The sequence below is a fragment of the Sphingomonas sp. PL20 genome (assembly GCF_017875905.1).
Lineage (GTDB): Bacteria > Pseudomonadota > Alphaproteobacteria > Sphingomonadales > Sphingomonadaceae > Sphingomonas > Sphingomonas echinoides.
In genome coordinates, this window is the sequence record NZ_JAGINH010000002.1 from 3,283,469 (window position 1) to 3,296,822 (window position 13,354).

Genomic DNA, 13,354 nt, shown 5'->3' on the forward strand with positions numbered 1-13,354 from the left:
CTTGCCTTTAGCGCGCCACGCCGCCACATCGCAGCGCAGATGAGCGCCACCATTCTCCGCATTGATCCTTCGCGTGCCCAGCCCTCGCTGGAGCCCATGGTGCAACTCGTCGCGGGTGACCTGAATTTGGTCAACGCGGTCATCCTGTCGCGGATGCAGTCCGAAATTCCTCTGATCCCGGAACTTGCGGGGCATCTGATCGCGGGCGGTGGCAAGCGGATGCGCCCGATGCTGACGCTCGCCAGCGCACGTTTGCTGGGCTATCTGGGGTCTCGCCACCACCGGCTGGCCGCCGCCGTCGAATTCATCCACACCGCCACGCTGCTGCACGACGATGTGGTTGACGGGTCGGATCTGCGCCGGGGCAAGCGTACCGCCAATCTCATCTGGGGCAACCCGGCCAGCGTGCTGGTCGGCGATTTCCTGTTCAGCCGCTCGTTCGAACTGATGGTCGAAGACGGCTCGCTCAAGGTGCTGTCGATTCTGGCGGGCGCGAGCGCTATCATCGCCGAAGGCGAAGTCAACCAGTTGACCGCCGCGCGCCGCATCGACATCCCGGAAGAACGCTATCTCGACATCATCGGGGCCAAGACGGCCGCGCTGTTTGCGGCGGCTTGCCGTGTAGCCGCTGTGGTCGCGGAGCGCCCCGAGGCGGAAGAACTCGCGCTCGACGCATATGGCCGCAATCTCGGCATCGCCTTCCAATTGGTCGACGACGCGATCGATTACGTGTCCGACGCGGGCACGATGGGCAAGGACGCCGGCGATGATTTCCGCGAGGGCAAGGCAACGCTCCCCGTCATCCTCGCTTATGCGCGCGGTGACGCGGCGGATCGCGCCTTCTGGAAAGCCGCGATCGAGGGCCATCGCAATCGCGATGAGGATTTTGCGCGGGCGATCGAACTGGTGCGCTCGACCCATGCCGTCGACGATACGCTGGCGCGCGCGCGCCATTACGGCCAACGCGCAATCGACGCGCTTGGCATCTTCGCCAATGGCAAGGCCAAGGATGCGATGGTCGAAGCCGTCGAATTCGCGATCGCGCGCGCTTATTGACGCTCATCGGTGCCGCTTCGGCTCCTGTGTCGCCGATCTTCCTTTGTCACGGCGCATGACTTTCGATACCTTCAGCACCTGACAGCAGGAGCGCCGGAGATGTTCGTCGATTTCCAAAATGGCTGGCCGCCGCCGGAACGCTGGGAAGCCGAGCCCAAGCCGCTGCCAAACCCGCGCCGAGAAAGCATCGCGGCATGGATCATCGGTTTCAACCTGGTGATGCTGTTGGTTGGCCCGCTGGCGGGAGTAACGCTGTTCGACGCGATCATCGCCGCTTTGCGCCACTGAACGACGGCAACCCTTAGCAGCCGCGCGCCTCGGCATCGCCTGCCTCGGCACCGGACAGTTCAACCTGCAGCGTCGCATGGCCGATGCCGAAGCGCTCCTTCAACATCGCGCGCGTTGTATCCAGGAAGGCGTCGCCCGGATGCCCCGCCGGAACCACCAGATGCGCAGTCAGCACGGTCTCGGTCGTGCTCATTGGCCAGATATGGACATGGTGGACGCGCGCGACGCCCGGCAGCGCGCGCAGCGCCTCCCACACCTTGTCCGAATCGATGCTGCGCGGCACCGCCGCCAGCGCCATCTCAACCGATTCGCGCAGCAAGCCCCAGGTCTGCAGGAAGATCAGCACCGCGATGACGATGCTGACGATCGGATCGATCCAGGTCAGGCCGGTCCACCAGATCACCAGCCCCGACACGACCACCCCCGCCGACACCATCGCGTCGCTCGCCATGTGGAGATAGGCACCGCGAATATTGATGTCGCCCTCGCGCCCGCGCAGGAACAGCAAGGCGGTGAAGCCATTGACCAGGATTCCCGCACCCGCGACCCACGCCACCGTCGGCCCGTCCACTGGCGCGGGCGTCGCCAACCGCTGCACCGCCTCGAGCAGGATCGCGCCGAGCGCGACCAGCAAGAGCAAAGCGTTGAGCAACGCCGCCAGGATCGTCGAGCCCTTCAGGCCATATGTGAAGCGCTTCGACGCCGCCCGCCGCCCCAGCGCGATCGCCGCCCACGCCGCGCACAGCCCGAGCACGTCGGAGAGATTGTGGCCCGCATCCGCGAGCAGCGCGACCGAGCCCGCGATCAGACCGAACACGGCCTCGCCAACGACAAAAGCAAGGTTCAGCCCAATGCCGATCGCAAACGCGCGGTCATGCCCTGCCACCGGCGCATGGCTATGCGAGTGCCCATGCCCGTGGCCGTGCGCATGCCCGTGATGATCGTCGTGCCCGTGGGAATGGCCATGCCCCGCCATATCGGTCTCCAATGTCCTGGCGCGGGCCTAGCATTTCAATTCCGTGAGATACTAGCACGCCGCACATGACAATTGCGTCACACCGCGGTGGTTCCAAAACCGGTGCGAAGCGGTAGGAACGAGGCGTGACCTCCACCCTCCCCATCCATGCCGTGCTGCCCGACCTGCTCCGCCACCTGCGCGCTGCGTCCAACGCCGTGCTGGTCGCGCCGCCTGGGGCGGGCAAGACCACCGCCGTCGCGCCCGCCTTGCTGGACGAGCCATGGTGCAGCGGCGAAATCCTGCTGCTCTCCCCCCGCCGCCTCGCCGCGCGCGCCGCCGCCGAGCGGATGGCCGCCACTGCCGGGGAAAATGTCGGCCAGACCTTCGGCTATGCCACGCGGATGGATACAAAGCGCTCGACGGCAACGCGGGTGACGGTGGTGACCGAGGGCATCTTCGTCGCGCGCATCCAGAACGATCCCGAACTCGCCGGGGTCTCTGCGGTGCTGTTCGACGAAGTCCATGAACGCAGCCTCGACAGCGATTTCGGCCTGGCGCTCGCGCTGGATGCGCAAAGCGCTTTACGGCCCGATCTCAGGCTGGTGGCAATGTCGGCAACGCTCGACGGCGCACGCTTTTCCGGCCTGATGGAGGGCGCCCCCATCCTCGAAAGCGCCGGGCGGATGCACCCTCTAACGCTGCGCCACCTCGGTCGCGCCGCCGAGGCGCGGATCGAGGATTCAGTCGCCGCCGCGATCCGGCTGGCACTGCGCGAGGAGACCGGCGGGATCCTCGCCTTCCTGCCCGGCGTCGCCGAGATCGAGCGCACCGCCGAGCGGCTGGAGGGGCTCGGCCCCGATATTCTGCTCCACCGCCTCCACGGCAGCCTCGATCCCGCCGCACAGCGCGCCGCGATCGCGCCCGACCCGCAAAAGCGGCGCAAGGTCGTGCTGGCGACATCGATCGCCGAGACCAGCCTGACGCTCGACGGCATTTCGGTCGTGGTCGATTCCGGCCTCGCGCGCCGCCCGCGTTATGATCGCGCGGCGGGGATGACGCGGCTGGTGACCGAACGCGCCAGCCAGGCCGCCGTCACGCAGCGTGCCGGCCGCGCCGCGCGCCAGCAGCCCGGCATCGCGTATCGCCTGTGGGAGGAGGCGGCGACCGCTGGCCTGCCGCGCTTCGATCCGCCCGAGATTCTGGAGGCCGATCTATCGGCGCTGACGCTCGACTGCGCCTTATGGGGCGTCGCCGACCCGCGCGCGCTGCGCTGGCTCGATCCCCCGCCAGAAGCCGCCGTGCAGGAAGCCCGCACGCGCTTGCGCACGCTCGAAGCACTCGACGCCGATGGCCGCCCGACGCCGCACGGCCACGCCATCGCCCGCCTGCCGCTGCCCCCGCGCCTCGGCCATATGCTGGTGCGCGCGGGCGAACTCGGGCTGGCGGAGGTCGCAGCGGAAATCGCCGTGCTGCTCGGCGAACGCGGGCTGGGCGGCAACGATGTCGATCTCGAATCCCGCCGCCGCCGCTGGCGCACCGAACGCGGCGCGCGTGCCGAAGCCGGGCGCAAACTGTCGAGGCGGTGGACGAATCTCGCTCCCCTCCCGCTTGTGGGAGGGGCTGGGGGAGGGAACAAAACCCCCGCCGCGCACCCCGCATCCCCTCCCCCGCCCCCTCCCGCAAGCGGGAGGGGAGGCGAAGCCACCGCCATCGCGCTCGCTTTCCCCGATCGCATCGCGCGCCGTCGCGACGGCTCGGGCGAGGCCTGGGCCTCGGTCGGCGGGCGCGGCTTCAAGCTCGATCCAACCAGCGCGCTCGCCCGCGAGGAATGGCTGGCGGTGGCCGAAACGCAAGGCATGGCCTCGGGCGCGCGCATCCTCTCCGCCGCCGCGATCGACCTGGCCACGATCGAGGCGCTGTTCGGCGAGTCGATCGCGACCCACCGCACCGTCACCTTCGACCCCGCCACCGGCGGCGTCCAAACCACGCGCGAGCGTCGCCTCGGCGCGCTGCGGCTCTCGAGCGGCCCCGATGCGCAAGCCGATCCAGACGCGATCGCCGCCGCCTTGCTGGCGGGCGTTCACGCCCACGGCCTCGCGCAATTGCCGTGGAGCGACGCGGCGCGCGCGCTGCGCCACCGCGCAGCCTTCGCGCAGGACCATGGCGGCGCGGAGCTCGCGCTCGACGACGCCGCCCTGCTCGCCCGCGCCGACGAATGGCTCGCCCCCTTGCTCGTCGGCAAACGCAGACTCGATACGATCGACTCGGGCGCGCTGACCGATGCACTCCGCACGCTGATCGGCTGGGACGCGCTCAAGACGATCGACCGCCTCGCCCCCACCCATTTCACCAGCCCTGCGGGAAGCAACCACCCGATCGATTATGACGCCGAGGGCGGCCCGCGCGTCGACTTGCGCCCGCAGGCGCTGTTCGGTCTCGCCACGCACCCGATGATCGCGGGCGGGCGCGTGCCGCTGGTGCTCAGCCTGACCTCCCCCGCCGGTCGCCCGATCCAGACGACGCGCGATTTGCCGGGCTTCTGGGCCGGGAGTTGGGCCGCCGTGGCGAAGGAAATGCGCGGCCGCTATCCGCGCCATCCCTGGCCCGATGACCCCGCATCGGCCAATGCGACGCTGCGCACGAAAAACGCAGATGCGCGCGCGAAAGAAGCACGGTAAGGAGGCGCCATGTCGATCGCCCGAATCTATCAGCGCCCGAAGAATTCCATGTCCTCGGGCCGCGCACGCACCAGCATCTGGATGCTGGACTTCGCCCCCGCCGAGGCCAAGCAGCCCGACCCGCTCACCGGCTGGGCCGGCTCGGGCGACACGCGCGACCAGCTCCGCCTCACCTTCCCGACGCAGGAAGCGGCGATCGCTTATGCCGAGCGCGAAGGGCTGGCCTTCACCGTGCTTCCTGCACCGGAACGCACGCTGAAGCTGCAAAGCTACGCCGACAACTTCCGTTAAGCGCTGCGGCGCGGCAGGGTGCGGCGGCTAGCCCGCCAGCATCCCCGCGCCCAGCAGCAGCAACATCTTCACGTCGATCGCCACGCCCTCGGCGCGCTTGGCGGCGACCACGCTCGCAATCTCCGCGACCGGCACGCGCAGCACGGTGATATTCTCGCCGTCGATCCCGCCGCCATCGGCAACACGCTCCAACCCGGTCGCGCGCACCAGCGTGAATCCTTCGGACACCATGCCGGGCGAGGAGTGGAAAAGGCCCAGTTGCTCGATCTTGGCAGGCCGATAGCCGGTCTCTTCCTCAAGTTCGCGCGCCGCGGAGGCTTCGACGCTCTCGCTTGCCTCCTCGTCACCGACCAGCCCCGCCGGCAATTCCAGGCAGCGCCGCCCGAGCGGCACGCGATATTGCTCGACCAGCAGGACATGCCCGTCCTCGACCGCCAGGATCACCGCCGCCTGAATGCCGCGCGCGCGCGACACATATTCCCAGGTGCCGTCCTTAACCGCCTTGATGTACTTGCCTTCCCAAACGACCTCAGCACTCATAATTCGATCAGCCTGTCCGGGAGTTCGTTGCGGTCGTCCGCCGTTTTGGGGAAGGTTTCCGAGAGCATCGCGCCGATCCGCTCAACCGCCGCCGCCATGCCCGCACCGGGCTTGCCGTTGCGCGTTTCGGCGACCAACGCCGCCATCGCTTCGCCCCAGCGCTCGGCGGGGACGGCGCGGTGGATCGCTTCGTCGGCGACGATCTCGGCCATGCGCTCATCGCGCGAGAGATAGAGCAGGATGCCGACGCGCGCCGTGGTGCGGCGTTCGGCGCCGACCTTGAAATATTGGATCGCGCGCCGCCGCACCCGCCGCGCGCGCGTCGCCTTGGGCACCAGCGCCATCCGCAGTGGCATATAGGCGAGCGCAAAGCGCACGATCAGGAAGACCAACGCCTGCGCCGCCAAGATCACCCCCAACAGCAAGCGCGGATCGGGCGCATCGTCCCACCCGGCGGTGAAGCCGCTCAGCCATGTCTCGATCGCGAGCGGGTTGATCGCCGCAAGCGCGAGCACGATCAGCATCGCCGCGATCGCATAGTGCAGCGCGGCGTCATGATAACTGTCCGAACGCTCGGTCACGATCGTGACGATTTCGCCATCGGTGCCCGCTTCGGCGCGCGCCACCGCGGCCAGCACCTGCGCATGGTCGTCGCGCGTCAGCCGTGCCGTTCCCGCCATCACCAATCCCCCGAAGCGCCACCGCCGCCGAAATCACCGCCGCCGCCGCCGGTAAAGCCGCCGCCGCCCCAGCTTCCGTCCGAGCCGCCACCGCCACTCGATCCACCGCCGCCGCCAAAGCCGCCAAAACCACCGCCGGAGCCACCACCCCAGCCGCCGCCCCAACCGCTGCCCCATCCGCTGCCAAGCCCCGAGCCCCACAGCACCGCCGGAGCCACGCCGCTACGATAGTCCTGGCCGCGCCGACCGCGCCGCAAACTCGACAGCACGATGAAACCGATCACAAACAGGATCATGATCACGCCAAACGGAATCCCGCCGCCACTGCCTGCGCGGCTGCGCTGATGCACCTTGTCGAACTTCGCCGCCGCCGCGTCGACAGCCGCCTGGGCCTCTTCGGGTGAGGCGCGCAGCTGTGCAATCACCGCGTCGGTGCCCGCTTCCATCGCCCCGGCAATGTCGCCGGATTGCGTCAGCTTTGGCATCATCTTCTCGCGGATCATCGTGCCCGCGAACGCATCTGTGAGGATCGGCTCGAGGCTGTATCCCACTACCAGCCGTGGCCCACGGTGCCCCTTCGGCGCATTAGGCGCGATGAACAGGATCGCGCCGTTATTGGCACCCTTGAGGCCAACGCCCCACGCCCGCCCAAGCCCGACGCCATATTCTACGATCTCCTGCCCCTGCAGGTCCGGGATCGTCGCGACCACCAATTGCCGCTTGGTGTCCTTCTGCAGCGCTTCCAATTTGGCCGTCAGATCGGCCTTGGTCGCGGGCGGCAGGACGTTGGCAGCGTCCACCACCAGCCCGGTGAATTTGGGATAGGTCTGCGCTGCCGCCGGGGTAACCCCCAGCAGCAGCGCAACCAACGTCACTAGCATTGCCTGAATCAGGCGCATCGGCATTGGGCCTCCGGCCCGGTAACTTAGTTGGTGTTGCCGAAGTTGACGGTCGGAGCCGCTTCGGCCCCCGGCGTGGTCGCCTTGAACGGCACCAGCGGCTTGGCCCCGTAAAACACCTTCGCGCCAATCGCGTCGGGGAAGGTGCGGATCGTCGTGTTATAGGCCTGCACCGCGTCGTTATAATCGTGCCGCGCGGTCGAGATGCGGTTTTCGGTGCCTTCGAGCTGGTCCATCAGCGTCTTGTAATTGTCCTGGCTCTTCAGCTCGGGATAGGCCTCCTGCAGCCGCTGCAGCGACAGCGTCACGCCCGCCTGCGCTTTTTCATACGCCGCAACCTTGGCCGGATCATTCAGATCGGCCCCCGAAACCTTGACCTGCGATGCCGAGGCGCGCGCTTGCGTCACTTCGACCAGGATCGATTTTTCCTGCGCGCCCGCCGCCTTCACCGTCGACACCAGATTGGGGATCAGATCGGCGCGGCGCTGATAGTAATTTTCGACATCGGCCCATTTCGCCTTGGCGTTCTCTTCCGCCGTCGGCACGCTGTTCAGGCCGCAACCCGCCAGCGCGAACGCGCCGCCAAATGCGATCAGAGTGCGATACTTCATGGTGTTCATCCCTCCAGGCCTTGCGCCGCCATGATAGCCGGGTAGCATGGCCGCGAGAAACGAAATCGGATTGGGAGGCTCCATGTTCAAGGAGTTCAAGGCATTCATCGCGCGCGGCAACGTGCTGGATTTGGCGATTGCGGTCATCATCGGTGGGGCGTTCGGCAAGATTGTCACGTCGCTGACCGACGACGTGATCATGCCGGTGATCGGTAAAATTTTCGGCGGGCTCGATTTTTCGAGCTATTTCGTGGTGCTCGGCAAGGTGCCGCCAGCACTCGTCGGCTCGTCGGATTATGCCGCGCTGAAAAAGGCCGGCGTACCGCTGCTCGGCTATGGCGCGTTCGTCACGGCTGCGGTCAATTTCCTGATCGTCGCCTTCATCATCTTCCTGCTGGTGCGCGCGGTGAACCGGCTGATGCCCAAGGCACCGGAAACGCCCGCAGAGCCGGTCGAACCCGCCGACGTGACGCTGCTGCGCGAAATTCGCGACGAGCTGAAACGGCGGTAAGGGGGCGCTCTCGCTTCACCTACATTCCGTTCGGGCTGAGCCTGTCGAAGCCCCCCTTCCACGCAAGCCGCTCTCGGCGAAGGCCCTTCGACAGGCTCAGGGCGAACGGGCTTGGGGATTGGCCGCCGAAGCCTCAACCCGTCATTCGCGTAAGCGCGGTCAGGCCGCGACCAACTGCTCGGCGACCGAATCCGCGAGGCTCGTGCCGTCGAGGATCCGCGCGGTCTCGTCGCGCACGCGCATCATCGCGTGGCGGATCGCGCAGCTCGCTTCGTCCTTGCAATCCTTGCAACTGCGATAGGCGGTGCGGCTGACGCACGGCACCAGCGCCAGTGGCCCCTCGATCACGCGGATGATCTCGCCCAGCGAAATCAGATGCGTCGGGCGCGACAGGCAATAGCCGCCCATCTTGCCACGATGGCTGTGCAGGAAACCCGCCTCGCGCAAATCGGCGAGAATCAGTTCCAGGAACTTGCGCGGGACATTCGCCTCTGCGGCAATCCGGTTCATCGGGATCGGCGGGCCCCCGGGGGGTGCTTCAGCCAGGAACATCATCGCGCGAAGCGCGTAGCGGGAACGTTGCGTCAACATGATACTATACCCCATGCACCCGATTTGTGGCGAGTGGAAGGCACAAGGTGTCAAACCGGGCCTTTTCATTGCGCCAGGCTCTGCCTATATCGCGGGTGCCGGGTTCGCCCGGCTATGGTGATAAAGTGCAGCGTAGACTAGATGCAGCGGACCCGGGGGCAGTACCCGGCGACTCCACCAAAACCCCTCTTGCCGGAGGGGCTCTGACGGGGTCGAACCAGGATCGACGTGTGTTGAAAGGCGCTGTTTTTGCCCGGGCTGAGTAACCTGTAAAAGGCTCAAAACCACAAGTGCTAACGATAACGAAGCACTCGCGATTGCGGCGTAACTAAAGGCCTAACGGCCTAGGTTACCCCAAAAGAACGCGGTTCGGGCTGCACCGGGCAACAGAAGCAGACACCGGCGGTCCGGGGAGTACCGAGCAACAGAAACTCCCCACCCTTTCCCGTCGCGGCTATCAGGGTTTTGCATGGCCGATTCCGCCGACGCCCCGCCCCAGCGCAAGATCATCCATATCGACATGGATGCCTTTTTCGCGTCGGTCGAACAGCGCGATGACCCCACCTTGCGTGGGCGACCCGTCGCGGTGGGCGGGTCGCGCGCGCGCGGTGTGGTCGCCGCCGCCAGTTACGAGGCACGCGCCTTCGGGGTGCGCAGCGCCATGCCCTCGGTCACCGCGCTCCGGCGCTGCCCCGATCTGGTGTTCGTGCCGCCCCGCTTCGAGGCGTATCGCGCGGTTTCAGCGCAGATCCGCGCGATTTTCGAGGGCTATACCGATCTGGTCGAACCTCTCTCGCTCGACGAAGCCTATCTCGACGTGACCGAGGACCGCCATGGCCTTGGCTCCGCCCGCGCCATCGCCGAGCAGATCCGCGCGCGCATCAAGGCCGAAACCCAGCTCACCGCTTCGGCCGGGGTCAGCTACAACAAGTTCATCGCCAAGCTCGCGTCAGACCAGAACAAGCCCGACGGCCTGTGCGTCATTTCGCCCCGCCACGGCGCGGCATTCGTTGCCAGCTTGCCGGTCAAGCGCTTTCACGGCGTCGGACCGGTCACCGCACGCCGCATGGCCGCGCTCGGCATCGAGACCGGTGCCGATCTGCGCGAGCGTCCGCTTGCCTTCCTCCACGCGCATTTCGGCAGCTATGGCGACTATCTTTATGGTGCCGCGCGCGGGGTCGATCACCGCCCGGTGCGCAGCGAGCGGCCGAGCAAATCGGTCGGGGCCGAACGCACCTTCGAAACCGACCTGTCCGCGCCGGGCGATCTCCACGCAGCACTCGACCGCGTCGGCGAAGCCGCCTGGGTGCGGATCGACCACCACAGCGCGCGCGGCCGCACCGTGACGCTGAAGCTGCGCTTCTCCGATTTCCGCACGATCACCCGCGCGCGTTCGCTCCAGAGCGGCGTGGTCGCCCGCGACGCCTTCTTCGCGATCGGACACGCCTTGCTCGATGCGCATCTGCCGCTGCCGCTTGGGGTGCGACTGCTCGGCCTGACGCTGTCGGGCATGGTCGATGGAGAGCCCGAGGCCGTCCAGCCCACTTTGCCGCTATAGCCGCGCTCAGCCGACGCGCTCGCCCGCGCGCCGCAAATCCTGGACAAAGCGCACATATTCCTGCTCGGCCGCCGCTCGATCGGGCAAGCGCAGCAAGTAACTTGGATGGACGGTGATCCACGCCTCCCCTCCCTCGGGCAGCGCCAGCGCACGCCCGCGCTCCTTGCCGATCGTTACCACCCGCCCGAGCAAGCTGCGCGCCGCAGTCGCCCCCAAGGCCACCGTCACCTTGGGCCGCACCAGCAAGCGCTCCTGCTCGATCCACCAGCGGCACGCGCTGATCTCCCCCGCATCGGGTTTGCTATGGATGCGCCGCTTGCCGCGTTGCTCGAACTTGAAATGCTTGACCGCGTTGGTGACGTACACCCCCGCCCGATCGATCCCCGCCTCGGCCAGCGCGCGGTCGAACATCTGCCCAGCCGGTCCGACAAAGGGCTCCCCCGCCAGATCCTCCTGGTCGCCCGGTTGTTCGCCGACGAACATCAACGCCGCATCGACCGGCCCCTCGCCGAACACCGTCTGCGTCGCGGGCTGGTAGAGCGGGCAGCGCGTGCAGCCCGCCGCCTCCTCGCGCAGCGCCGCCCATGCCGCCTGCGCATTGCCGCCGACCGCGCTCTTCGCTTTGGCGATCATCCCGCTCTCCCGCGCCTGCGCGCTGGCAATCAACCCCGGCACCAACGCCGTCTCGGGCATGTTCTTCCAATATTTGCGCGGCATTTCCTTCAGCATCGCCCCGATCTTCACGCGCGCCGGGTTAAAGATCGACGCGTAATAGGTCTTCCACACCTCCTCGATCGGGTCGCCCTCGGGCGCATCGCGCTTGGTCGCGCCCGGCCCCTCCGCCAGCGTCTCGCCGTCCCAATGCAACGAAAGCTCGGGCGTCAGGATCGACCAGCGCATGCTCGCGAAGCGATCGAGAAAGAAACCGGCATTGGCGCGCACGATATGATGCTCGGGCTCGAACCACGCGACGAAGCGCGCGTCGCCGCCCTCCTCCACCTCGCGGAAGCGCAGGAAGGCGCGCATCTTGTGAATGTCCTTGCGCACTTCGCGCGCAAAACCCTCCAGCCGCCGCAGCAACGGATCCGCCCGATCCTCGATCGCCCCCGGCTGGCGGCGCAAGCGCAGCAGCAAGGTATAGAGCAAGGCAAAGCGTTCGGCGTCGCGGTGCAAAACGACGCTGCGCGCCAGCGCCATGAAGGCCGCAGGCACGGTGAAGGCCGGTTGCGTCGGCACCGGTGGCGGCGTGCCCGCCAGCGCGAACAGATCGTCCGCCGCCCCGCCGACTTGCCACACCACCTCCTCGGGCGGCACACCCGCCCCCGCCAGCCCGCGCGCGGCATCGCGCCAGCCATCCAGATCGTCGGGTTCGGCCAAAGTGACGACGTGCATCGTGTCTCCCCTCAGGCCGCAAACAACTCCAGTTGCTCGGTTTTGGGTGCAACCTGCGGCCGCAGATCGGCGCGGTCGCTCAGCGCCACCGGCCGCCAGTCCTCGGCGATCAGGAACGGCCGCAGCTTGGCGATCGACACCGTCAGCCGCGCGACATCAGACAGCCGCAACCGCCGCCAGCGCCGCGCCGACAGGATCGCGGCAACCGCTTTCACTCCCAGCCCCGGCACCCGCAGCAGCGCTTCACGCGGCGCGCGGTTGACATCGACCGGAAAGGATCCCCGAAATTTGAGCGCCCAGGCGAGCTTGGGGTCGATGTCGAGCGGCAGCATCCCGGTCGTCGCGTCGGTCGCCGCCACCACATCGGCGGGGGAATAATCGTAGAAGCGCATCAGCCAATCCGACTGATACAGGCGATGTTCGCGCATCAGCGGCGGACGCTGCAGCGGCAACACCGCACTCGCATCGGGGATCGGGCTGAACGCCGAATAATAGACCCGCCGCAAGCCGAACCGATCATACAGCGAGGATGCCCGCGTCACGATGTCGCCATCGGTCGCGGCATCCGCCCCCACGATCATCTGCGTGGATTGCCCGGCAGGCGCAAAGCGCGGTGCCGATTTGAAGCGCTTGCGGGCGTCGCTGGTATCGGCAATCGCCAGCTTGGTCCCCGCCATCGCCCCTTCGATCCGCGCCGCCGATTTCTCGGGCGCGAGCCGCGTCAGCCCAGCCAGCGTCGGCAATTCGACATTGATCGACAAACGATCGGCATGGAGCCCCGCTTGATGCACCAGTTCGGGGTCGGCATCGGGAATGGTCTTGAGGTGGATATAGCCGCGAAAATCATGATCCTCGCGCAAGCTGCGCGCCACTTCGACCATCTGCTCCATCGTGTAATTGGACGAACCGATGATGCCCGAGGAGAGGAACAGCCCCTCGATATAATTGCGCCGATAGAAAGACAGCGTCAGCCGCACCACCTCCGCCGCCGTGAAGCGCGCACGTCGCACGTTCGAGCTTTTGCGGTTGATGCAATAATGGCAGTCGAAGATGCAGCTGTTGGTCAACAGGATCTTGAGCAGCGAAATGCAGCGGCCATCGGGCGCATAGGCATGGCAAATGCCCATGCCCTGGTCGGTCGAACCCAGCCCCTTGCCATCGCGCGAGGTGCGCTTGACCGAGCCCGAGGATGCGCAGGACGCATCATATTTCGCGGCATCCGCCAGGATCGCGAGCTTTTGCTGAACATCGAGCTGGGCCATATGTTCTTCATATGTTCACAACACGCTCGGCGCAAGCGG

The 13,354-nt window shown here is 67.1% G+C and carries 14 protein-coding genes and 1 other RNA gene; 7 read left to right on the forward strand and 8 right to left on the reverse strand.

Annotation, left to right across the window (positions count from 1 at the left end):
- Nucleotides 1–39 precede the first annotated feature (39 nt).
- Together H4W01_RS15405 and H4W01_RS15410 are read left to right on the forward strand one after the other, a co-directional pair.
- Nucleotides 40–1,056 (forward strand): polyprenyl synthetase family protein, encoded by a 1,017-nt coding sequence (locus H4W01_RS15405; protein ID WP_209612123.1) that lies wholly within the window; start codon nucleotides 40–42, stop codon nucleotides 1,054–1,056.
- A gap of 99 nt (nucleotides 1,057–1,155) precedes the next feature.
- Nucleotides 1,156–1,344: a hypothetical protein gene (locus tag H4W01_RS15410; protein WP_102650788.1), complete on the forward strand. Its 189-nt coding sequence runs from the start codon at nucleotides 1,156–1,158 to the stop codon at nucleotides 1,342–1,344.
- 13 nt (nucleotides 1,345–1,357) lie between these two features.
- On the opposite strand, the gene H4W01_RS15415 is transcribed toward H4W01_RS15410, so the two are convergent.
- A complete protein-coding gene (locus tag H4W01_RS15415) occupies nucleotides 1,358–2,320 on the reverse strand; it encodes a cation diffusion facilitator family transporter (protein WP_209612125.1) in 963 nt (320 codons plus the stop codon).
- A gap of 125 nt (nucleotides 2,321–2,445) precedes the next feature.
- Between H4W01_RS15415 and hrpB the strand changes: the two genes are divergently transcribed.
- Both hrpB and H4W01_RS15425 read left to right on the forward strand, forming a co-directional pair.
- Nucleotides 2,446–4,980, forward strand: a complete 2,535-nt coding sequence (gene hrpB, locus H4W01_RS15420) for an ATP-dependent helicase HrpB (RefSeq protein ID WP_209612127.1) — start codon at nucleotides 2,446–2,448, stop codon at nucleotides 4,978–4,980.
- Nucleotides 4,981–4,989: 9 nt separating this feature from the next.
- Nucleotides 4,990–5,271, forward strand: a complete 282-nt coding sequence (locus H4W01_RS15425) for an ETC complex I subunit (RefSeq protein WP_010404729.1) — start codon at nucleotides 4,990–4,992, stop codon at nucleotides 5,269–5,271.
- A gap of 27 nt (nucleotides 5,272–5,298) precedes the next feature.
- Here H4W01_RS15425 and H4W01_RS15430 read toward each other — a convergent pair whose 3' ends face one another.
- The 4 genes from H4W01_RS15430 to H4W01_RS15445 are packed head-to-tail and all read right to left on the reverse strand — an operon-like array spanning nucleotide 5,299 to nucleotide 8,001.
- A complete protein-coding gene (locus H4W01_RS15430; protein WP_209612130.1) occupies nucleotides 5,299–5,811 on the reverse strand; it encodes an NUDIX hydrolase in 513 nt (170 codons plus the stop codon).
- Entirely contained in the window at nucleotides 5,808–6,491 is a 684-nt protein-coding gene (locus H4W01_RS15435) for a TPM domain-containing protein (protein WP_209612132.1), read from the reverse strand. The genes H4W01_RS15430 and H4W01_RS15435 overlap by 4 nt, the downstream gene beginning before the upstream one ends.
- Nucleotides 6,491–7,396: a TPM domain-containing protein gene (locus H4W01_RS15440; protein WP_209612134.1), complete on the reverse strand. Its 906-nt coding sequence runs from the start codon at nucleotides 7,394–7,396 to the stop codon at nucleotides 6,491–6,493. Before H4W01_RS15440 ends, H4W01_RS15435 begins: the two co-directional genes overlap by 1 nt.
- A gap of 20 nt (nucleotides 7,397–7,416) precedes the next feature.
- Nucleotides 7,417–8,001: a LemA family protein gene (locus H4W01_RS15445; RefSeq protein ID WP_209612136.1), complete on the reverse strand. Its 585-nt coding sequence runs from the start codon at nucleotides 7,999–8,001 to the stop codon at nucleotides 7,417–7,419.
- A gap of 82 nt (nucleotides 8,002–8,083) precedes the next feature.
- On the opposite strand from H4W01_RS15445, the gene mscL reads away from it, so the two are divergent.
- On the forward strand, nucleotides 8,084–8,512 hold the full coding sequence (gene mscL / locus H4W01_RS15450) for a large conductance mechanosensitive channel protein MscL (protein WP_209612138.1): 429 nt from the start codon (nucleotides 8,084–8,086) through the stop codon (nucleotides 8,510–8,512).
- A 159-nt stretch (nucleotides 8,513–8,671) separates the two neighbouring features.
- Here mscL and H4W01_RS15455 read toward each other — a convergent pair whose 3' ends face one another.
- On the reverse strand, nucleotides 8,672–9,103 hold the full coding sequence (locus H4W01_RS15455) for an RrF2 family transcriptional regulator (protein ID WP_010404742.1): 432 nt from the start codon (nucleotides 9,101–9,103) through the stop codon (nucleotides 8,672–8,674).
- A 58-nt stretch (nucleotides 9,104–9,161) separates the two neighbouring features.
- Here H4W01_RS15455 and ssrA point away from each other — a divergent pair.
- Nucleotides 9,162–9,504, forward strand: a transfer-messenger RNA (tmRNA) gene (gene ssrA / locus H4W01_RS15460).
- 68 nt (nucleotides 9,505–9,572) lie between these two features.
- Nucleotides 9,573–10,661: a DNA polymerase IV gene (dinB, locus tag H4W01_RS15465; RefSeq protein WP_209612140.1), complete on the forward strand. Its 1,089-nt coding sequence runs from the start codon at nucleotides 9,573–9,575 to the stop codon at nucleotides 10,659–10,661.
- 6 nt (nucleotides 10,662–10,667) lie between these two features.
- Here the strand turns inward: dinB and H4W01_RS15470 are convergent, their stop codons facing one another.
- Complete coding sequence (locus H4W01_RS15470; RefSeq protein ID WP_209612143.1) at nucleotides 10,668–12,053, reverse strand: UdgX family uracil-DNA binding protein; 1,386 nt, start codon at nucleotides 12,051–12,053, stop codon at nucleotides 10,668–10,670.
- An 11-nt stretch (nucleotides 12,054–12,064) separates the two neighbouring features.
- Nucleotides 12,065–13,315, reverse strand: coding sequence for a putative DNA modification/repair radical SAM protein (locus tag H4W01_RS15475; RefSeq protein WP_209612145.1), 1,251 nt, complete (start codon nucleotides 13,313–13,315; stop codon nucleotides 12,065–12,067).
- Between the last annotated feature and the right edge of the window lie 39 nt (nucleotides 13,316–13,354).

Excerpts from the sequence above, each read along its gene's own strand:
- H4W01_RS15470 (WP_209612143.1), bottom strand. The coding sequence starts at position 12,053 with ATGCACGTCGTCACTTTGGCCGAACCCGACGATCTGGATGGCTGGCGC.
- H4W01_RS15435 (WP_209612132.1), bottom strand. The coding sequence starts at position 6,491 with ATGGCGGGAACGGCACGGCTGACGCGCGACGACCATGCGCAGGTGCTG.
- H4W01_RS15410 (WP_102650788.1), top strand. The coding sequence starts at position 1,156 with ATGTTCGTCGATTTCCAAAATGGCTGGCCGCCGCCGGAACGCTGGGAA.
- dinB (WP_209612140.1), top strand. The coding sequence starts at position 9,573 with ATGGCCGATTCCGCCGACGCCCCGCCCCAGCGCAAGATCATCCATATC.
- H4W01_RS15445 (WP_209612136.1), bottom strand. The coding sequence starts at position 8,001 with ATGAAGTATCGCACTCTGATCGCATTTGGCGGCGCGTTCGCGCTGGCG.
- H4W01_RS15405 (WP_209612123.1), top strand. The coding sequence starts at position 40 with ATGAGCGCCACCATTCTCCGCATTGATCCTTCGCGTGCCCAGCCCTCG.
- mscL (WP_209612138.1), top strand. The coding sequence starts at position 8,084 with ATGTTCAAGGAGTTCAAGGCATTCATCGCGCGCGGCAACGTGCTGGAT.
- H4W01_RS15415 (WP_209612125.1), bottom strand. The coding sequence starts at position 2,320 with ATGGCGGGGCATGGCCATTCCCACGGGCACGACGATCATCACGGGCAT.
- H4W01_RS15430 (WP_209612130.1), bottom strand. The coding sequence starts at position 5,811 with ATGAGTGCTGAGGTCGTTTGGGAAGGCAAGTACATCAAGGCGGTTAAG.
- H4W01_RS15425 (WP_010404729.1), top strand. The coding sequence starts at position 4,990 with ATGTCGATCGCCCGAATCTATCAGCGCCCGAAGAATTCCATGTCCTCG.
- H4W01_RS15440 (WP_209612134.1), bottom strand. The coding sequence starts at position 7,396 with ATGCCGATGCGCCTGATTCAGGCAATGCTAGTGACGTTGGTTGCGCTG.
- H4W01_RS15475 (WP_209612145.1), bottom strand. The coding sequence starts at position 13,315 with ATGGCCCAGCTCGATGTTCAGCAAAAGCTCGCGATCCTGGCGGATGCC.
- H4W01_RS15455 (WP_010404742.1), bottom strand. The coding sequence starts at position 9,103 with ATGTTGACGCAACGTTCCCGCTACGCGCTTCGCGCGATGATGTTCCTG.